The following is an 18,761-nucleotide window of genomic DNA, read 5'->3' as shown; positions in this document are numbered from 1 at the left end:
ATCCGTGGCTAACTGGAAGCGTGTAACAAGAGCATTCGGATGGACCTACGCCCTCAAATCTTACTGCTTGTTGACGACCGTCTTTTCGGGGTTAGGTGGGAACGAGGAATCCGTCTTGGTGCCGCGGAAGAGATCCAGCGCATAATTCAGCTGGATGTCGTCCTTGGCTTCTGGTGGCACATAGGCAGCCGAACCCGAGCCTTCTTCTGTCTCGCTCTGACCCTGGATGTGACCACGCAGGCTGGATTCCCCTTCAGCGCGCACGCGCCCCTGGAGCTCTTCCGGTAGCGGCTGATCAACCTTGACGTCGGGTGTGATGCCTGTACCCTGAATGGACTTGCCGGATGGCGTGTAATAAAGCGCTGTCGTCAAACGAAGCGCTCCGGTGTCGCCTAGCGGAATGATCGTCTGCACCGATCCCTTGCCGAAAGAGCGTGTTCCCAGAACAGTCGCGCGGCGCAGGTCCTGCAGCGCCCCCGCAACGATTTCCGAAGCAGAGGCCGAGCCGCCATTGACGAGCACAATCACCGGTTTCCCGTCTGTCAGATCGCCAGCCGTTGCGTTGAAACGGCGGGTTTCTTCCGGGTTACGACCGCGTGTCGAAACAACCTCGCCACGCTCCAGGAAGGCGTCGGAGACGTTGATCGCCTGATCGAGCAGACCACCCGGGTTGAGGCGCAGGTCGAGCACATAGCCCTTCAGTTTATCGGCCGGAACGTCTTCCTTGATCTTCTTGATCGCCTTTTCGAGGTCGTCATAGGTCTTTTCCGTGAAGGAAATAACCCGTAGGTATCCCACGTCGCCACCTTCTACACGTGACTTGACGGCACGCACGGCGATGATCTCGCGCATCACGGTGATGTCGAGCGGCTTGTCAGCGCCCTGGCGGATCACTGTCAGCTTGATCGGCGTCTTCACCGCGCCACGCATCTTTTCGACGGCTTCTTCCAGCTTCAGGCCGCGGACCGGCGCGCCATCGATTTCGGAGATATAGTCGCCGGCAAGAATGCCTGCCTTGGCAGCAGGTGTGTCATCCATGGGCGAGATGACTTTGACCAGCTCGTTTTCCATCGTCACTTCGATGCCGAGACCGCCAAATTCCCCCTTGGTCTGGGAGCGCATATCGTTGGCATCCTGAGCGTTCAGGAAGCTGGAATGCGGGTCAAGTGAGCTCAGCATACCGTTGATGGCGTTTTCAACCAGCTTCTTGTCGTCAGGTGGTGTCACATATTGCGCACGCACACGCTCGAACACGTCACCAAAAATCGACAGCTCCTTATAGGTGGAGGGGCCTGCGGCCTGCGCCGGCATACTTGCCGAGTAGATAACGCTCATCGCCGTGGCACCCATAAGTCCACCAATGAGGAGAAGTGAAGCCTTACGAATCATTGCGCGCCCTTCCGGTATTTTTTACGGTCCACCAAGGTTGAGAATCAACTGGCACGCCGTCTTTTCTAAATTCAATGTAAAGTGTCGGCTTGTCAGTTTCCAGCGCCAATGCAGCGGCACTTGCCACTCTTTTTGCGCCCATGGAAGCAATCGGCTCGCCAGAGAACACGAACATGCCCTGCCTCGTCCTTACATTGTCCATGCCTGTCAGCACCAGATGATAACCGTCCCCAGCATTGAGAATGATCATGCGGCCATAACTGCGAAACTCACCGGCAAAAACCACGAAACCGTCCGCAGGTGCTGTTACCAGTGCTTCTGGACCAGTCGCAACGACAATCCCCTTGGAAAAATGCCCCGTTCCGTCAGCATCGCCGAACTTTCGCAGCACATCCCCGGAAACCGGCATGGCCAGCTTGCCCTTCAGACTCGAAAACGGATATGCGGGCGCAATGCGGTTTTTATCGGGCATTCCGGCGTTGGTTTGGGCCTGCACCTTGTCCCGTTCCGCTTGCGATAAAGCGGCCAGTCTTTCCTGTTCCAGACGTTCTTTATCCTTGGCATCGCGTACTGAGGAAATCTCGGTTTCAAGCGACGAAACCAACCCTTCAAGGCTGGTTGCCTTGCTCGCAAGTTCTTCAGAACGTTTGCGTTCTGCTTCCAGGTCGTTTGCTGTCTGGGTGTTGCGCTTTTCGTTTTCGAGGCGCAACAGATCGAGCCGTTTTTCCTCTTCGAGGCTCGCCGTCATCGTGGCTGTCAGCTGTTCTTTTTCGCCGGCAATGGCCTGTCGCAGGTCGGTCAACTCTTTGAGAGCGGAGACGAGCTTATCTGTCTCGGATCGAATGCCTGGAACAACGGCCCCCAGAAGAATGGCGCTCCGCACCGATGCCAACGCATCCTCCGGTGACACGAGAAGGGCAGGCGGTGGGTTGCGCCCCATGCGTTGAAGGGCCGCGAGCACTTCAGCCAACACGCCGCGGCGCTCTCTCAAGGATGCCTTGACGCCGTCTTCGCGAACACCGAGTTTGGCCAGACGATCCTCGCCATCGCTAATCTTGTCCTCCAGATCCTTTCGACGTTTCGCCGAGGCTATCAACTCGTCCTTGATGCGGGCCGTATCCTGATTGAGCGCGGCAATGCTTTCCTGAAGCTGGCGGGATTTATCTTCCGACAGGCCGATGCTGTCGACCAGTTCCTGCAAATCCTGGCGGTTCTGATCGCGACGTTTTTCCAGTGCGTTCAGATCACTTTGAGACTGGGTTGTATCCTGTGTCGTCGGGGGCACAGAATCCTCTTGGGCAAGCGCCCGAAAGGCGGGATAGGCCGTGACCAAGCAGGCAGCAAGCATCACGCCCGTAAGGGTCGTCCACCTGTTGTTGCTGGGTGCATCTGCCATAGAATATGTCTAACTGTCGAAAATATGGGCGACCATACGCTGCTTCGGCGCTTCACGCCAATAGTTTGATTGCCGTGCTAGGCGATATGATGGCCGGATTTGTGGCGCAATGCGCGACTGTTACCTTTAAACGCGATGGTAGGGATGACCGGACAGTATTGTCACCGCACGATAAAGCTGTTCCGCGATGAGGATACGTACCAGTTGATGCGGCCATGTGAGTTTGCCAAGACATAAAACAGCGGACGCTTTGTCATACAGTGCGGAATCCAGCCCGTCCGCTCCGCCGATGGCGATCACCAGATCGCGTTTGCCGCCGTCGCGCATGTTGCCGAACAAATCTGCGAAGGCGGGGCTATCAAGAGCTTTGCCGCGTTCATCCAGCAGAATGAGAGCAGCACCGTCTGCCAGATGCTTTTCCAGCATCGCGGCTTCTTCACGCTTGCGGGTATCTGCGTTTGACGCGCGGCTTTCGGCAACCTCGATGATGCGGGCAAATTCGAGGCCGATTGCCGGACCGGTTTTGGCGAAACGGTCCATATAGCGCGACGCAAGATCCTTTTCAGGGCCGGATTTAAGCCGTCCCACCGCAAAAATTGAAATCCGCATTCACACATCCATCCATATCGCAAATGTTGCCAGTTGCGTGTCTATCAGGACAGGCTGCGGATTCCTATGCGGATGATGCGTCAGCATCAGCCGGGAAGCCGCATCAGTGCAGCGTTTCTTCCTCGATGTCGGGAGCAGCCCACATTTTTTCGATGTTGTAGAATGCTCGGACTTCGGGACGGAACACATGGATGATGACATCGCCAGCATCGATCACGACCCAATCGCCGTTTTCGAGGCCCTCGATACGCGAAGGGCCGAAGCCTTCATCTTTCATGTCAGACATGAGATGTTCGCAGATGGCCGAGACATGCCTGTTGGAGCGCCCGGAAACCACAACCATGTAGTCCGCAAGCGCCGATTTTCCGGCAATGTTCAGATAAACGATGTCTTCTGCTTTGGAATCCTCGACACTTGCAAGGACGGTTCCGAGGGCACGACGGGCAGCATCAACGCCACTCTCCATGCTCTTTGGGATAGCGCTGAAAGCTCTTCCCTTGGTGTGTACTGTTGTCAGTGGTTTTCCCTTCCGAAATGACAAACCAGATACTGCGCGACGCGATTCTGTGCGCCACAGAATAAAGTTGGCACCAAAGCGTTAACTTTTCAAGATGTGGGCGAAAGATGTGTCCGCATGCTTCATTTATGCTCGTTGCGCAGTGCCGTGGAACTCAGTGTCGAGCGCGGGCCGTGGATGAACATCCAGGCCGGCGCCGTCTTCGTCCAAAGGATACCGGCATCGTCTTCATCCACACGGGCATGGCTATATGCGTGCGCCATGGTAGACGACAGATAAGCCAGGGTCGCACCCGGCCGGTCGATGACGGCTATGGGAAAGGTTTCGGCAATCTTGCGCCAGCTTTGCCAGCGATGGAAAGTGCGCAGATTGTCCGCCCCCATGATCCAGATGAAGCGAACATGCGGGTTCTTCGCCTTGATCAGCGCAAGCGTATGGGCGGTGTAGGTGACGCCGAAGGATTGCTCGAAGGCCGTGACCTTCACGCGCGGATCGCTGATCAGCTTTTCGCAGGCCTCGATGCGGGTGTTTAACGGTGCCAGATCTGCCTTGTTCTTCAAAGGATTACCGGGCGTGACCATCCACCACAACTGATCAAGACCTAACCTGCGCAAGGCAATTTCGGCAACCAGCGCATGCCCTGCATGGGGCGGATTGAACGACCCGCCAAACAGGCCGATCACCATGCCACGCTCGGTGTGCGGCATGGTCAGGTAGTGCTTGTCTAGGCCATGATCCGCGGTCAAATATCAGGCCCGCGTCTGGCCGGTGCCATGCACACGGTATTTGAAGGACGTCAGTTGTTCGACGCCCACAGGGCCACGTGCATGCATCTTGCCGGTGGCGATGCCGATTTCCGCACCCATGCCGAACTCGCCGCCATCGGCAAATTGCGTGGAAGCATTGTGCAGCAGGATGGCCGAATCGATCTCGTTGAAGAAACGAGCGACCACGTCCGTATCTTCGGCGATCACGGCTTCGGTGTGATTGGACGAGTAAGCGCCGATATGTTCGATAGCGCCGGAGATGCCATCGACCACGGCAACCGAGATGATGGCATCAAGGTATTCCGTGCGCCAGTCTTCCTCGGTTGCCGCTTTCACGCCTTCAAGGGCCTCCTGAACAGCTTGCGAACCGCGAACTTCGCAGCCTGCGTCGATGAGCACCTGGACCAGTGGCTTCAGATGCGTGTGCGCCGCTGCGCTATCGATGAGCAGCGTTTCGGCCGAGCCGCAAATGCCCGTGCGGCGCATTTTGGAATTCAAAACAACATCGCGGGCCATGGTCAAATCGGCGGATTTATCGACATAGACGTGGCAGATGCCTTCGAGATGGGCAAAAACCGGAACGCGGGCTTCTGACTGAACACGCGCCACGAGGCTTTTTCCGCCTCGCGGAACGATGACATCCACACTGCCGCCGAGTCCGCCCAGAAGGCTGCCAACGGCCGCGCGATCGGTAACCGGAACGAGTTGGATCGCATGCTCCGGAAGGCCTGCAATCTTCAGACCTTCAACAAGGCAAGCATGAATAGCACGCGATGAATATTGCGAATCCGAGCCTCCACGCAGGATGACGGCATTGCCTGCTTTCAGACACAGGGCACCGGCGTCGGCGGTGACGTTTGGTCGGCTTTCATAGATCACGCCGATGACGCCGAGCGGTGTGCGAACACGTTCGATCTTCAGACCGTTAGGACGATCCCAGGCGGCGATCACTTCTCCGACTGGGTCGGCAAGAGCTGCGATGGAGCGAATACCTTCGGCGATACTGGTTATTCTTGTGTCATCCAGTTTCAGGCGATCGATAAAAGAGGGCGCTACACCCGCACTGTGCGCGGCGGCGACATCCTTGACGTTGGCCTCCAGAATTCTCTCTTTCGACGCTTCGATGGCAGACGCCATAGCGAGCAAGGCGCGGTTCTTCTGGTCCGAACCGGCGATGGACAACGGTCGCGAAGCAGCCTTTGCCTGAGCGCCAATGGACATCATCAGCGTTTCAATATCATGGCTCTGCTTCACGGCCTGTTCAGGCATCGACCTCATCCTTATTTGCATTTTCCACTTTGACGGACGCACCCGTCATCACCAAATCGTCGCGATGGATCATCGCTGCGCGACCGACATAACCGAGGATTGCCTCGATCTCGGTAGACTTATGGCCGTTGATCTGCCGTGCTTCATCATCATCATAACCGGCAAGACCGCGGGCAATTTCCCGACCTTGCGCGCCGATGATGACCACTGCGTCACCGCGACCGAAATTACCCTTCACCAGTCTTACACCTGCTGGCAGAAGACTTTTACCGTCGTAAAGCGCCTTTTCAGCACCCGCATCAACATGCAATTCGCCGACAGGCTGGAGCTGTCCGGCAATCCAGGTCTTGCGGGCAGTGATGGGCGTTCCGGAGGGTGCGAACCATGAAGAACGTGCACCATTTTCAATGGCCTTCAACGGATTGAGCGTCTTTCCCGAAGCGATGATCATGCTGCAACCGGAAGCTGTCGCGATCTTGCCGGCATCGATCTTGGTGCGCATTCCGCCGCGCGACAGTTCCGACGCTGCGCCACCCGCCATGGCTTCGATTTCAGGCGTGATCTTGTTGATCGCCTCAAGAAACTGGGCATCGGGATCGAGATGTGGAGGGGCGGTGTAGAGTCCGTCAATGTCTGACAGCAGAATCAGGAGGTCGGCTCCGGTCATCGTCGCCACACGGGCGGCCAGACGGTCATTGTCTCCGTAGCGGATTTCCGTCGTTGCAACCGTGTCGTTTTCGTTGATGATCGGGATCGCACCGATCTTGAGCAACTGATTGATCGTGGCACGGGCGTTGAGATAACGGCGGCGCTCTTCCGTGTCAGACAGCGTCAACAGAATCTGGCCAGCGACAATATCGTGTTTCGACAGGCTTTCAGACCATGCGCGTGCCAACGCGATCTGGCCGACCGCCGCCGCCGCCTGACTTTCCTCAAGCTTAAGTGCTCCTGAGGGTAGACCCAGCACGGTGCGGCCGAGAGCGATAGCGCCCGAAGACACGACCTGCACGTGTGAACCTTTGGCTTTCAGGGCAGCGATATCCTCGCAGATCGCAGCCAGCCAGTCTTTTTTCAGGCCGCTCGCACGGTCAACCAGAAGGGCCGAGCCGATCTTGATGACGATGCGATGGTGGCCACCGAGAGGCTTGCGCGCCGCGGTCGAAATCGGGGTCATAGACGGTCGTCTCCATCCTCGATCTCGTCATCCACAGGCATGGAACGATCCGGCATGGCGGTGTTGCCGCCGCGGCTGTCGGATACAATGATATCGCGCAGCTCGCGAAGGGCCTCCAACATGCCGATATGGGCAGCAGCAGACAGAAGAAGCGGCGGACGGCCGCAGGCCTTCTCCAGTTCTTTCGCCTTCTTCTTCAGTTCTTTTTCGTCCAGCACATCGATCTGTGAGAGCGCCACGACTTCGGGCTTATCGGTCAACCCGCCGCCATAGGCCGCAAGTTCACGTTTGACGGTCTTGTAAGCCTGACCGACATTCTCTTCCTGCGCCGAAACAAGGTGCAACAGAACACGTGTGCGCTCAACATGCCCAAGGAAACGGTCGCCAATACCGACGCCTTCATGCGCGCCTTCGATCAGGCCCGGAATATCGGCCAGAACGAATTCGCGCCCGTCAATCGTGGCAACGCCCAGATTGGGATGCAGTGTGGTGAAGGGATAGTTGGCTATTTTCGGACGTGCCCGGGTGACAGTCGCCAGAAATGTGGACTTGCCCGCATTGGGAAGGCCGACCAGGCCGGCATCGGCGATCAGCTTCAGGCGAAGCCAGATCATCTTCTCCTCACCAGCCAGGCCCGGGTTGGCGTGCGTGGGGGCCTGATTGGTGGAGGACTTGAAATAGGCATTGCCGAAACCGCCATTACCGCCAGCAGCCAAGCGAAAACGCTGGCCTTCCTTGGTCAGGTCGATAATCAGCGTTTCGTTGTCTTCTTCAAAAATCTGCGTGCCAACGGGTACGCGCAACACCACACTGGCACCCTTGGCGCCCGTCCGGCCCTGGCCCATGCCGTGCTGGCCGATGGTTGCCTTGAAGTGCTGCTGGAAGCGGAAGTCGATCAGCGTATTGAGGCCATTGACGACCTCCACCCACACATCGCCACCGCGCCCGCCGTCACCGCCATCGGGGCCGCCGAATTCGATGAATTTTTCACGCCGGAAGGAAACCGAGCCGGCACCGCCGTCGCCGGAGCGAATATAAACTTTTGCTTCATCGAGAAATTTCATCGTCTTGGCCGTTCTGTCAGCTTAGTGGCAATTCCAGCAGAGATTTGCGGACTTGCTTTTTTAAAAGGTTCTGTCGCTCCAAATATAGGTGCGGGCTCTCCAGGTCAAAGATTATCGTTGGGCGAGACCCGATATGCCAAGGCCGGTTTGCAATGAAACCGGCGCTAACTCATGGGGTTTTACGGTCCGCGTTTTTGAAAAGCATTTGCCGTCAATGCGGTATCCAGATGCGTCACCATGCTTGCACGCGCGACAGCATAGATCTCATGGCACCCGATAATCTGGAAACCAAGCTTGTTCTGGACCCGCAAAGAGGCCGCGTTATCGGCAAACATACCGGAATAGAGCACCTCGTTCGGCATGTGCTGAAAGAAGCACTCGATGACGCCAGCCACAGCTTCCGTCATATAGCCCTTGCCCCAATGGGCACGGTCGAGCCAATAACCAAGACGCCATGCGTCACGAAGCCGCTCTATCGAGACGACGCCGATCAGAGTGTCATCGCCGCAGGTTATGGCGAAGTGCCAATCCGGCGAATTTCCTGCCGTCCGCAGGATCAGCCACTCCAGTGCATCCTGTTTGTAATAGGGCGCGGGAACACTCGCCAGCATGCGTGTGACCCGAAAGTCACTCAACGATTTCGCAATGCTTCCGGCATCCGAAAGGCTCTGCGGGCGCAGCACCAATCGGTCTGTCTCAAGAACGGAGGGAGCACTTTGCGTCGTGATTGCGTACGCCGTTCTCATCGCATATCTCCCCAGCTTCTCAGCGAAACCCATGTCTTGCGGTCCAGCCGGTACCATTCGACGGGGACCATGCCGCCCAGCGCCAGAGATCCGACCATACCGGAACCCTGAAGCTGAAAACCGCACTTTTGTATGACCCGGCGTGAGGCGATGTTGGTGACGCGGCAGCGCGCATCGATCTGTTCGATGTCGCGTGTGCGAAACGCCATATCGATCAGGGCATGCGCTGCTTCGGTGGTATAGCCCTTGTTCCAGTAGGGTTCGCCCAGCCAGTAGCCCATTTCAAGGGTCTTCTGGTCGTCCTTTTGCGGCTCCAGCCCGCAGCAGCCCATAAATTCGCCGTTCTCCATGCGGGTAATGGCATAGACGCACTTGCCAATCTCGCCCACTTTTGCGCGTCGCACGAAATCCGCGGCGTCTTTGGCCGTGTAAGGATGCGGCATACGCGACACCATGGTCGCGATGTTGGCATTGTTGGCAAGATGGGCAAGGGCGTCAATGTCTTCTTCGTGAGGCGCGCGCAAAACGAGCCTTTGCGATAATAAGACGGGGCAATCGCTCCTTGACCTGTCCGGTCTCGGCCGTTCTTCGGGTGACCGTGATTGGTCTTCCCTCAACAATTCAGCTTGCATGGTTCAGTCCCTCCATGAGGTTAAGAAAAAGGGGAGTTGGGTGGTGCCCCAACTCCCCTTTTTATGACTGAACCTGTTACGCCTTCAGCCGGGTCATTGAGACACCGGCTGCATATGACGCGACCGGCTTATTCTGCTGCTTCCGCTTTCGGTGCCACAGACACGTATACGCGGCCGTTGCCCTTCGAGCGGAAGGACACGTTGCCGGCTGTCAGCGCGAAAATCGTGTGGTCTTTGCCAAGGCCAACATTGGCGCCTGGATGCCACTGCGTTCCGCGCTGGCGCAGAATAATGTTTCCTGGAATGACGGCTTCGCCGCCGAACTTCTTCACGCCAAGGCGCTTGGAATTCGAATCGCGACCGTTGCGCGATGAACCGCCAGCTTTTTTATGTGCCATTGGATTTCTCCTTTAAAACCTAGTTTCCCGTATCGCGCCGATTAGGCTGCAACGATGTCCGTGATACGAACGACGGTGTGATGCTGACGATGACCGCGCGTACGCTTGGAGTTCTGACGACGACGCTTCTTGAAGGCGATGACCTTCTTGCCGCGGTTGTGCTCGACAACTTCAGCCTTGACCGTTGCGCCTGCAACGAAAGGTGCGCCGAACTGTGCGTCAGCGCCAACGCCGATCACGAGAACTTCGGTGAATTCTACAGTTGCGCCAGCGTCTGCTTCCAACTTTTCAATTGTGAGCACGTCGTTGGCCGCTACACGGTACTGCTTACCGCCGGTCTTGATGACTGCGAACATTTTTTACCCTTTCATGTTCGTTCCGGCTCTGCCCGCAAATGCGGTCTGGCCGTCTTTTTATCAGTCGAATAGCGCGGTTCTGGAAGCCGAAGGGCTCTAAAAACCGCGCCGATGAAACCGCTTTTGACAAAGCGATGTGAACGGAAGACGCAATACGCCCTCGATTTCACGTGCCGGATACGCGAGCAAGCTGTTTCTGTCAAGGTCGGAAGGGGGCGAAAAGTAACCGTGATGCTTAGGAATCTCAGGGGATTTCGCTGCTTGTGGCAAACAGGTCTCGAAATTTTGTTGGCAAGGGTTTATATGGGCCTTTCAACAAGGAGCAGAAATGGCCCGCATAGACAAAACCGACGATTGGCGGGATCGCCACGCGCCGACACTTTCAGCATTCGAATCGCTTGCCATCGAGGCATACGGCCATTTGCCCGAAGAGTTTCGCGCGCTGACCAAGGACTTGATCATCGAGATCGCGGATTTTCCGACCGACGAGGTGTTCGAGGACATGGCTCTGGAGACGCCTTTCGATCTGCTCGGTCTGTTCGAGGGGCGCGGCATTTCAGAACGCTTCACCATGGAAACCGGTGAGATGGTCAACCGGATCATCCTTTATCGCCGACCCATACTGGATTACTGGGCCGAAAACGAGGAGACGCTGGGCGATATCATCACGCACGTGCTCATTCACGAAATCGGACACCATTTTGGCCTTTCGGACGACGACATGGAGCGCATTGAAGAAAGTGCAGACGAGGCAGCGACGGATCGCTGATCCGTGGCTGCCAAGCGCCTTACTGCTCGCCCAGCTTCATCTCAGGATCGTATTCCTTGCCTTCGACTGTCTTTGTCACCGGCTGGCCGCAATGCATGACGCCTGCCGCCGCATTGAACGCGTAGGTCGGTGAGCCCGCCAGTTCCCAGCCCTTGTTAAGCGCTTCGGTGACACGATGACAAAACTTTGCGTCGTCGGGACCAGTGATGAAACGATAGACTTTCATGTTTTTTCTGCCTTTCTCTGATCGATGATCGTGGCTAGCGCGACAAGCCTTTTGGCCTGGTCCAGATGCAGCCGCTCGATCATCCGACCGTTGGAATTGATGACGTTCAATCCCACAGATTCCGGTTTTGCGAAAGCCGCAATAATCTGATGTGCTTCTGCCAACGCATCCTTATCCGGTGCGAAAGCCCGGTTTGCAGGGTCGATCTGGGCGGGATGGATCAGCATCTTGCCATCGAAACCCATGGCGCGACCCTGTTCGCATTCTGCGGCGAAAGCATCCAGATCACGGAAGTCGTTGGAGACGCTGTCTATGACCTCAAGCCCATACGCGCGTGCTGCGAGGACGACCTGCATCAGCCATGGGGCAATGTATGTCCGCCCTGGCTGTGCAGGCACACGCGTTTCCTTGCGCAGATCGTTCAATCCGACAACAAAACCGCCCAGCCGAGCGCCCAGCGTATGCGACGCCTCGGCAATGGCGGTAACGTTTAAAATGCCTTTCGGCGTTTCGATCATCGCCCAGATTTTCAGGTCGTCCGGTGCATCCGCCTCTGTCAGCCAATCGGCAACGTCCTGGATATGGGATGGCTGCTCCACCTTGGGCAGAAGGATCGCATCCGGCGCACAAGCCAGCGCCGCCTTCAGATCACTTTGCCCTGTCGTGGTTGAGATCGGATTGATGCGGATCATCGTCTCGCGGCCGGCGAGGGGCGTTTGCCTGAAGAAGGCCAGGAGGTTGTTTCTGGCCTCGCCTTTCATTTCCGGTGCGACCGAATCTTCCAGATCGAAGATGACGCCGTCGCATTCCAATGTGCTCAGTTTTGCTAGCGCGCGTAGATTAATGGCTGGCACCGACAGGAGTGAGCGGCGTGGGCGAACAGTATCGTTGAAATAAAAATCGGCCATGCCGCACTTGTGTCAACCTTTTGTGACATTCGCAAGCAGATAGGCGGTGTGCATCCTCTTGCAAGCAACGCAAAGAAGGCCCACATTCGTCTGGACAGAAAGGTTTGGATCATGCAAGGCATTCGTACATTCTTCTTCGCCGCTTCCAGCATCGCAATTCTGGCGTTGGCCGCACTCTTTACAGCCTCCCTTACGGTTGCGCTCGTGGGGACATTGGCGGTGCTGAGCGCAGCACGCCTGCTGTCCTCCCGCCTTAAACCGGCTCCCATTCCGGTGAAGCCTCGCCAGCGTGAAGCTCAGACCATGCGAGTATGGAACGATGGTCGTGGTACGATCATCGACCTCTAGGCTCCTTTAAGGCCCATTCTTCCTGGCATTGCCTGATGACGTGTTTGTCTATCGACAGCGCTCTCGATTGTCGTGCGTGTAAAGTCCAATTTAATAGTCTTTGCAACGGTCATAACGAGCTGCAACGGCACTATGAGTTTTGGTGCAACTGCCATCATCGTGTTGCAAAGCTGTGACTTTCCCAGTATCGACATGCCAGTCCAACCCACCTGATCGAGGGAAGCGAATGCGTATCGATGCTATTTCTATCGGCAAGAACCCGCCGGATGATATCAATGTGATCGTGGAGGTCCCCGTCGGCGGCCATCCTATCAAGTACGAGATGGACAAGGACGCAGGTGCTCTGGTCGTTGACCGCTTTCTCTACACGCCTATGACATATCCGGGTAACTACGGTTTCGTGCCACACACGCTGTCCGAAGATGGTGACCCGATCGATGTCCTGATCTGCAACACCCGTCCGCTGGTGCCCGGTTGCGTGATCAATGTTCGCCCTATCGGCGTCATGATCATGGAAGACGACGGTGGCAAGGATGAAAAGATTCTTGCTGTTCCAGCCCCTAAACTGACCCAGCGTTATGACAAGGTCCAGAACTACACTGACCTGCCGGACATCACGCTCAAGCAGATCGAGCACTTCTTCGAGCATTACAAGGATCTGGAGCCCGGCAAATGGGTGAAGATGGGCGGCTGGCAGAATGTTGATGTTGCCAAGAAGCTGATCATTGAAGCGATCGAGCGCTACAAGACGCAAAGCTGATTTCAGCCATTGCGCATACACGGAAATGACAAATCCTCCGGTTCGCATTCGAACCGGAGGATTTTTTTTATTGACTGGAGATCAGGCGACCAGCGGGTAAATCGTGTTCCACATCAGCGAACGAATGAAGAAGATGATCAGAAGCAGGATGATCGGCGAAATGTCGATGCCGCCCAGATTCGGCAGGACACGACGAATGGGTCGCAGCGCCGGTTCGGTGACATTGTAGAGAAAACTGCCGATCGCTGCCACGAACTGGTTCGAAGAATTGATGACATTGAAGGCATAAAGCCATGAGAAGATGGCACTGATAATCAGTATCCAGGTATAAAGGTTTAACGCCAGATCGATCGTCTGAAACAGGGCAAGCATCAATATCTCCATATCGTTGTTGGATGACATTTAGTCATTCACACGGCGACCGGCAAGTGGCGGTTGATCTACATGCTGTTCCAGCCGTCACGCCGCTGTTTTTGCGCTGTTTCGAATAAACGGCCTTTGTCCATTTTTAATTCGAAGATCTGCTGAGACTTGTCCTTATGTGTTACAGGCCTGATTTTTGGCAGTTAAGACATTGCACCAGTTTGAAAATGCGTACCGTTTTGAAGCAGTCGTTTTATCTGAGCTCCCTCAGCCACCGTGCGCCTGTGGATGTTAAGTGCGCGTTAATCATACTGCCATTCTTTTACAAACCAGCGATCAATGGGGTCGGCAGCTCCCGTACAATGACGGTGGCCCTATGGATGTGGCTGATTCGATATGCCGAGGGTGTTCCATGATGGATTCAAATGACGGTGCAGCGCCTTTCTCGTGGCCAACTGTTGGCGCGAGTTTCAACCAGCCTTATCGGGTCGAACATACCCTGAGCCCTCCAGTTTCGGCTCGGCAAGACGTAAGCGTGCAACTTGCTGATTGGGGTCAACCGATGCACGATAACAGCCGCGCTCTGGTCGCGTCGTCGCAACCATCAGGTAAACATTTCGATGAGATACCGCTGACGATGGACGTCGTAATCGGACAGGCGCAGGTCTCTGTTTCCGCGCTCATGGCCCTTACCAAAGATCAGGTCATTCTGTTGAACAAAAAGTTTGGCGATCTGGTCGATATCCGGGTGAACGGTCAAACTATCGGTCGTGGCGAAATCGTCTCCGACGGCGAGGACAACGTCATCGGTGTCAAACTGACGGAAGTGCTACGTCGCTAGAAAACTCGGTTTTCTGTAATCTGCCTTGAAAGACCAGATCCAGAAACTGCGAGAGCCAGACCTTGAGTGCGTTGTCGAACAGCATCCGGCCTTCCAAATGCTGGCGTCCAACTTGTGCGTTGGGCATGGCGAATTTCTCGGCGCCACGGACCACCCAGCTTTGCATCATCGCGCGTGTCAACTCTGCATGAAATTGCAGACCCCAGGCATTTCGACCGTACCGGAAGGCCTGATTGGGGTAGGCGTCACCTGTGGCCAGCAACTCTGCTCCTTGTGGTAACTCAAATCCTTCACGGTGAAAGTGGTAAACCATCTGTGGCCAGGATGGCATGAGCAAGTTGCCTTTTTCGGTCGCGTGCAGAGGATACCAGCCAATTTCCACTCTGCCGTGCTTGTCGCCATCCACCCTCGCGCCGAGGTGCTTGCAAAGCATTTGCGCGCCAAGACATATTCCAAGAAACGGTTTATCTTCTTCAAGCGGGATTTTCAGCCAGTCGATTTCCGTCTGGATAAATGCGTCCTGATCATTCGCACTCATCGGGCCGCCAAATATCACCGCACCGGCGTGGGAAGACAGGGTGGTCGGCAGATCGTCACCCAATGCGGGCCGCCTGATGTCGAGTCGGTACCCCTTGTCGATCAGCATCTGGCCGACCCGACCGGGCGTTGACCTCTCCTGATGCAGAACGATCAGGATTCTGTCTTGGTTGCTTCTCTGACCAGAGGGATCAAACAGCATCTTTCTCGGTTTCACTTTCATCCGATATATTGACATGCGTGGCGGCTTGTTGGCGCTGCAGAACGCGGTCTCGGACCGAGACGCCCAGAAGGTCGGCAACCCGCCAGATAACGTGGTCTTCCATCTCATTACGTTCGCCATCCGCATAGACGATATCCCATAGGATACCGATAAGCTCGACGCGCTTTTCCTCGTCAAGATGACGGCGAATGTCGGCCGTGAAGCGATAATAGTCGACCGCTTCACGTCCCGCCTCGCGGCCTGCTTCCATGAGCGCATCCAGCTTTGTGGAGCTGAGGTCATAATGCTCCTGCAACAGCTCACGCAGACGCTGACGTTCCACCTTGGAAACGGTACCGTCGGCCTCCATCACCTGAAAACAGAGTGCTGCGATGGCCACGCGCAAATCATCGGGTGCAAAATCCTCGGAGGGACTGCCCTGCGTGAGGTTGTGGAAAAACGACTGAATACGCTCGAGCATGGCGGTCCTTTGGGTTCGTTAAAACAGTTTCAGTCGCGTTTTTTCATCCGGATCGCCAGCGGGCTTCTTTACGCCCGGATCGTCCGGGGCTCCGCCGAAAAAGGCCACCGGCTCCATCTGTTTTTCAAGCTTTTTGTCGTCGGTCGAGCTGGTGGCCAATGGTTTTGGCGCTGCTGGTTTCTCAGCGATTACGACGGGTGTGTCAGGTTGCAGCACAGGCTCTGATACCTTGGCTGGTACAGGTATTTCGATAATTTTTTCGCGAATTTCGGGCTTTGCAACATCGGGTAGGGACGACAGCGCGTTATCGACGCTGACATCCTCGACGGGCCCCTCGATCTGGCCGAATGGCATTTTCCATTCGAACGCATCCAGGCGACCGGTAACCGGAGAAGCAGGCAGCCACTTTTCGGAGACTATACCGTCGGCCACCCAGGCATGATCTCTCGGTGCGCGCAGTGCCTGGGCCATCCAGTGGCGAATGCGGCCCTGATCACCTGTTTCTGCTTCTTCGATATCAGCGAGTAACAGATATGTGCTTTCGCGCGGCTCGATGCGCGCGGCAGCTTGTGCTTTGCTCCGCGCACGTGCGAAATCTTGAGCATCGAGAGATGCCTGAGCAATGGCAACAAGGGCTTCAACATTGTTGGGCTTCAGACTTTCGAGCCGCTCTGCTCGTTTGAGGCGGTCAATGGCGGTGTCGCCGCTGCGCGCTCTGATGTAAAGCTGGGCGATCTGCGGATGCGGCGCAATCTTCCAGACGGGCTCGAGTACTGCGGCCGCCTTGCGCAGATTGTCTTCGCGCAGATAGGATTTGGCAGCAACCAGAGCTGCAGGCACCAGCCCCTTTGACAGCTTCAGCGCCTGCTTGGCATCTTCGCGCGCGGCCTTTGGGTCGCTCTCGAATTTCTCTTGCGCTTTTGCGGTCAGCAGAACCGCTTTCAGGCGCTCGGCTTCGCCACGCTCTAACACGCTTGCCGCTTTTTGTTGATCAAGCAGGCGGATAGCATCGTCCCATTCGCCGCTTCTGGATTTGCTCTCCAGGGTCGCCTGCGCCGCCCATGGCAGGTAGGGCGCATTCTTTGCGGCATCCTCTGCATATTCCAGTGCCGCCTCGTTCGCGCCTTGGCGTCTGGCTTCCATGTAAAGACCACGAAGGCCGAGCTCGCGCGTTTCGGGGTCCTTGGCCATCGCTTCGAACTTGCGACGGGCGGCATCATATTTGCCTTCAATCAGGTCGGCTTGCGCCTCCAGCAGGTGGATCAAGGGTTCTTGATCGGCATTCAAAAGTCCCTGCGTTCGCGCGGTCATCTTCCGGGCGAGAATAGCATTGCCAGCACCTGCTGCGATCAAGCCAGTCGAGAGCGCCTGATAGCCTCTATCGCGCTTTCGGGAGCGGAAATAGCGGCGTGCGGCGTGCGGGGAACTCCAGATGGTGTTGAACAGCCACCAGACAATCATGACGGCAGCGACGAGGGCTGCCACAAGAGAGGCAGCCACCATGAGACTCATCTCGATCAATTGGCCCTGCCATACAATCGATAGGATACCTGGCCGGTCCGCAAGCCAAGAGAACCCGAAGCCGATGAGAAGAACGATGACGATGAAACTGATAATCTTTGTCATGTCTTACCCCTGCTGACCGGTGCTGCTGATGGCGCGGGTGAGCGTGCCGTTCACCAAATCCTCGACCTGTACGCGGGCGTCGAGTGAGGTCTTGAAATCCTGTGACGCCGTCTTGGCAGGCTCAGGCAGGCCATCCCATTCAAGGGAGGCGCCCTTCAGGTCGCCATTGCGAAGCTTGTCCTCGATACGGGCGATCTTGGCCTCTGCACCTTCACCTTCGACATTGCCCACAGGCCTGACCTTGACGAGCGACAGTGCGCTTTCCGCCAACCGATCGACGATGCCCTGGTTGGGATCGGTCTGGTTGAGCGAACCGAGCATGGCATTGGCGATCTCTGGAAAATTGCGCGTCAGCTCGGAGCGCGAGGGGACGCCTGTATTGGCAAAAGGTCGCAGCGACTGGATCGCCGGATCGTCGGGCGTGACACGCGACAGGGTATCCAACTCAGTCAAAAACGGCCCGCCGCGGTCAATGGCGGCCTTCAAACCGGCAGATGCAATGGCACGCGCAACCTCGATGTCGTCGCGTGGCTCATTGATCTTGGTTTCCACGTCACTCAAGCGGCGGGTCAGGTCGGCATTGGCCGCATCCTGCGCGGCTTTTTCAGACTGTAGGGTCGATAGGGTTGATTCGAGTGAGGCCAGCTTGTCAGTGACATCACCACCGCCGGATGCTGTCGAGCTCTCCAGAGCAGCCAAGCGTGTTTCGAGTGCGGATGTGTCGGCTGTCGCTTGTGGCCCATTTGCGATTTGCTGGCGCAGGCTTTCAACTTCGGTCTTGAGGGATGCCAGTTCGTCAGACGAGCCATTGCTGGACGAAAACGAAGGCAGGTAACCTGCATATTGCATGCTGCCCGCAGCAAACAGCGCGATCAGGCCACCAACGATGCCCGCCAATAGCGCGCCGGAACTGCCGCTACCATTATCGCTGCTTTTGACGTTTGACGGGGATGCCGCAAAGGTTTTGCTATCCGTCGCTGGCTTAGAGGCTTCCGGTTGTCGCGGCTGCGTCGTCGTTTTGTCGGATTTCAGTGGTTCGCTCTTGAAAGGCGGAACGGTTGTCGTGCCTGCCGCTGCGGGTTTTGCCGTTTGATCCGCCTTTACATCTCCAGCCTTGTGAATATTGGGCTCCGGCTCGATCGGCTTCTTGACCTGGTTGTCCCATATCGGTTTCGGGTCAGAGCTTTCAGCGCCGAATGCTGATGTCTTCTCAGAGGGTACAGCTGCCTCCGGCTCTTTTGCCGGTTTGGCCTCTATGGCCCCCGCGTCCTTGTCTTTGCCGATATCCTTCACGTCCTTCGAATCGAGATCGATTGTGACCGGTTCAGTGGTGGACTTGGAGTGGCGTGGCGGTTTTCCCGATACCATGACAACCTCATTCTG

22 protein-coding genes and 1 pseudogene are annotated in these 18,761 nt (G+C 56.4%); 4 read left to right on the top strand and 19 right to left on the bottom strand.

From position 1 onward, the window contains the following. Positions 1 to 60: 60 nt before the first annotated feature. The 12 genes and pseudogenes from GGQ73_RS11290 to rplU form a co-directional block, all read right to left on the bottom strand. The gene (locus tag GGQ73_RS11290) at positions 61 to 1,389 is read right to left on the bottom strand and encodes a S41 family peptidase (protein ID WP_183896318.1); all 1,329 of its coding nucleotides are present in this window, start codon (positions 1,387 to 1,389) and stop codon (positions 61 to 63) included. Next, positions 1,379 to 2,785 (bottom strand): murein hydrolase activator EnvC family protein, encoded by a 1,407-nt coding sequence (locus GGQ73_RS11285; RefSeq protein ID WP_183896316.1) that lies wholly within the window; start codon positions 2,783 to 2,785, stop codon positions 1,379 to 1,381. The genes GGQ73_RS11290 and GGQ73_RS11285 overlap by 11 nt, the downstream gene beginning before the upstream one ends. Positions 2,786 to 2,911: 126 nt before the next feature. Next, positions 2,912 to 3,394, bottom strand: coding sequence for a 23S rRNA (pseudouridine(1915)-N(3))-methyltransferase RlmH (gene rlmH / locus GGQ73_RS11280; RefSeq protein ID WP_183896314.1), 483 nt, complete (start codon positions 3,392 to 3,394; stop codon positions 2,912 to 2,914). A 103-nt stretch (positions 3,395 to 3,497) separates the two neighbouring features. Next, positions 3,498 to 3,940: pseudogene (gene rsfS, locus GGQ73_RS11275) on the bottom strand (ribosome silencing factor). A gap of 93 nt (positions 3,941 to 4,033) precedes the next feature. Then, positions 4,034 to 4,618, bottom strand: coding sequence for a nicotinate-nucleotide adenylyltransferase (locus tag GGQ73_RS11270; protein ID WP_174154449.1), 585 nt, complete (start codon positions 4,616 to 4,618; stop codon positions 4,034 to 4,036). Between the two features lie 42 nt (positions 4,619 to 4,660). Continuing rightward, positions 4,661 to 5,947, bottom strand: coding sequence for a glutamate-5-semialdehyde dehydrogenase (locus GGQ73_RS11265; protein ID WP_174154269.1), 1,287 nt, complete (start codon positions 5,945 to 5,947; stop codon positions 4,661 to 4,663). Further along, entirely contained in the window at positions 5,940 to 7,121 is a 1,182-nt protein-coding gene (gene proB, locus GGQ73_RS11260) for a glutamate 5-kinase (RefSeq protein WP_183896312.1), read from the bottom strand. Before proB ends, GGQ73_RS11265 begins: the two co-directional genes overlap by 8 nt. Further along, positions 7,118 to 8,185: a GTPase ObgE gene (gene obgE, locus GGQ73_RS11255; RefSeq protein WP_183896310.1), complete on the bottom strand. Its 1,068-nt coding sequence runs from the start codon at positions 8,183 to 8,185 to the stop codon at positions 7,118 to 7,120. The genes proB and obgE overlap by 4 nt, the downstream gene beginning before the upstream one ends. A 179-nt stretch (positions 8,186 to 8,364) precedes the next feature. Beyond that, entirely contained in the window at positions 8,365 to 8,931 is a 567-nt protein-coding gene (locus tag GGQ73_RS11250) for a GNAT family N-acetyltransferase (protein WP_183896308.1), read from the bottom strand. Further along, positions 8,928 to 9,563 carry a GNAT family N-acetyltransferase gene (locus GGQ73_RS11245; RefSeq protein ID WP_183896306.1) on the bottom strand — a complete coding sequence of 212 codons (636 nt, stop codon included), beginning with the start codon at positions 9,561 to 9,563 and terminating at the stop codon, positions 8,928 to 8,930. The genes GGQ73_RS11250 and GGQ73_RS11245 overlap by 4 nt, the downstream gene beginning before the upstream one ends. 128 nt (positions 9,564 to 9,691) lie before the next feature. Next, positions 9,692 to 9,961, bottom strand: a complete 270-nt coding sequence (gene rpmA, locus GGQ73_RS11240; RefSeq protein WP_045230877.1) for a 50S ribosomal protein L27 — start codon at positions 9,959 to 9,961, stop codon at positions 9,692 to 9,694. A 41-nt stretch (positions 9,962 to 10,002) separates the two neighbouring features. Continuing rightward, a complete protein-coding gene (rplU, locus tag GGQ73_RS11235; RefSeq protein ID WP_045230876.1) occupies positions 10,003 to 10,317 on the bottom strand; it encodes a 50S ribosomal protein L21 in 315 nt (104 codons plus the stop codon). Positions 10,318 to 10,645: 328 nt separating this feature from the next. On the opposite strand from rplU, the gene GGQ73_RS11230 reads away from it, so the two are divergent. Further along, positions 10,646 to 11,086, top strand: coding sequence for a metallopeptidase family protein (locus GGQ73_RS11230; protein WP_045230875.1), 441 nt, complete (start codon positions 10,646 to 10,648; stop codon positions 11,084 to 11,086). A 19-nt stretch (positions 11,087 to 11,105) separates the two neighbouring features. Here the strand turns inward: GGQ73_RS11230 and GGQ73_RS11225 are convergent, their stop codons facing one another. Both GGQ73_RS11225 and GGQ73_RS11220 read right to left on the bottom strand, forming a co-directional pair. Further along, positions 11,106 to 11,312, bottom strand: coding sequence for a DUF1737 domain-containing protein (locus GGQ73_RS11225; protein WP_183896304.1), 207 nt, complete (start codon positions 11,310 to 11,312; stop codon positions 11,106 to 11,108). After that, positions 11,309 to 12,220 (bottom strand): HpcH/HpaI aldolase/citrate lyase family protein, encoded by a 912-nt coding sequence (locus GGQ73_RS11220; RefSeq protein WP_183896302.1) that lies wholly within the window; start codon positions 12,218 to 12,220, stop codon positions 11,309 to 11,311. Before GGQ73_RS11220 ends, GGQ73_RS11225 begins: the two co-directional genes overlap by 4 nt. Before the next feature lie 111 nt (positions 12,221 to 12,331). Between GGQ73_RS11220 and GGQ73_RS11215 the strand changes: the two genes are divergently transcribed. Together GGQ73_RS11215 and ppa are read left to right on the top strand one after the other, a co-directional pair. Further along, on the top strand, positions 12,332 to 12,568 hold the full coding sequence (locus tag GGQ73_RS11215) for a hypothetical protein (protein WP_183896300.1): 237 nt from the start codon (positions 12,332 to 12,334) through the stop codon (positions 12,566 to 12,568). Between the two features lie 226 nt (positions 12,569 to 12,794). Continuing rightward, the gene (gene ppa / locus GGQ73_RS11210) at positions 12,795 to 13,328 is read left to right on the top strand and encodes an inorganic diphosphatase (RefSeq protein WP_174154261.1); all 534 of its coding nucleotides are present in this window, start codon (positions 12,795 to 12,797) and stop codon (positions 13,326 to 13,328) included. An 81-nt stretch (positions 13,329 to 13,409) separates the two neighbouring features. Here the strand turns inward: ppa and GGQ73_RS11205 are convergent, their stop codons facing one another. Beyond that, on the bottom strand, positions 13,410 to 13,730 hold the full coding sequence (locus GGQ73_RS11205) for a YggT family protein (RefSeq protein ID WP_183896298.1): 321 nt from the start codon (positions 13,728 to 13,730) through the stop codon (positions 13,410 to 13,412). A gap of 523 nt (positions 13,731 to 14,253) precedes the next feature. Here GGQ73_RS11205 and GGQ73_RS11200 point away from each other — a divergent pair. Further along, complete coding sequence (locus GGQ73_RS11200; RefSeq protein WP_183896296.1) at positions 14,254 to 14,532, top strand: FliM/FliN family flagellar motor switch protein; 279 nt, start codon at positions 14,254 to 14,256, stop codon at positions 14,530 to 14,532. On the opposite strand, the gene GGQ73_RS11195 is transcribed toward GGQ73_RS11200, so the two are convergent. The 4 genes from GGQ73_RS11195 to GGQ73_RS11180 are packed head-to-tail and all read right to left on the bottom strand — an operon-like array spanning position 14,504 to position 18,746. Further along, positions 14,504 to 15,271, bottom strand: coding sequence for a glutamine amidotransferase (locus GGQ73_RS11195; RefSeq protein ID WP_183896576.1), 768 nt, complete (start codon positions 15,269 to 15,271; stop codon positions 14,504 to 14,506). The genes GGQ73_RS11200 and GGQ73_RS11195 overlap by 29 nt on opposite strands. Continuing rightward, a complete protein-coding gene (locus GGQ73_RS11190; protein WP_174154258.1) occupies positions 15,261 to 15,752 on the bottom strand; it encodes a tellurite resistance TerB family protein in 492 nt (163 codons plus the stop codon). Before GGQ73_RS11190 ends, GGQ73_RS11195 begins: the two co-directional genes overlap by 11 nt. Before the next feature lie 18 nt (positions 15,753 to 15,770). Further along, positions 15,771 to 17,378: a heme biosynthesis protein HemY gene (locus GGQ73_RS11185; RefSeq protein WP_183896294.1), complete on the bottom strand. Its 1,608-nt coding sequence runs from the start codon at positions 17,376 to 17,378 to the stop codon at positions 15,771 to 15,773. A 3-nt stretch (positions 17,379 to 17,381) separates the two neighbouring features. After that, positions 17,382 to 18,746 (bottom strand): COG4223 family protein, encoded by a 1,365-nt coding sequence (locus GGQ73_RS11180; protein WP_183896292.1) that lies wholly within the window; start codon positions 18,744 to 18,746, stop codon positions 17,382 to 17,384. Positions 18,747 to 18,761: the final 15 nt, after the last annotated feature.

Source organism: Rhizobium skierniewicense (assembly GCF_014196515.1).
GTDB classification, from domain to species: domain Bacteria; phylum Pseudomonadota; class Alphaproteobacteria; order Rhizobiales; family Rhizobiaceae; genus Agrobacterium; species Agrobacterium skierniewicense.
Note: the sequence above shows the minus strand (reverse complement) of the source record. Positions and strands in the feature narration are given on the sequence as shown.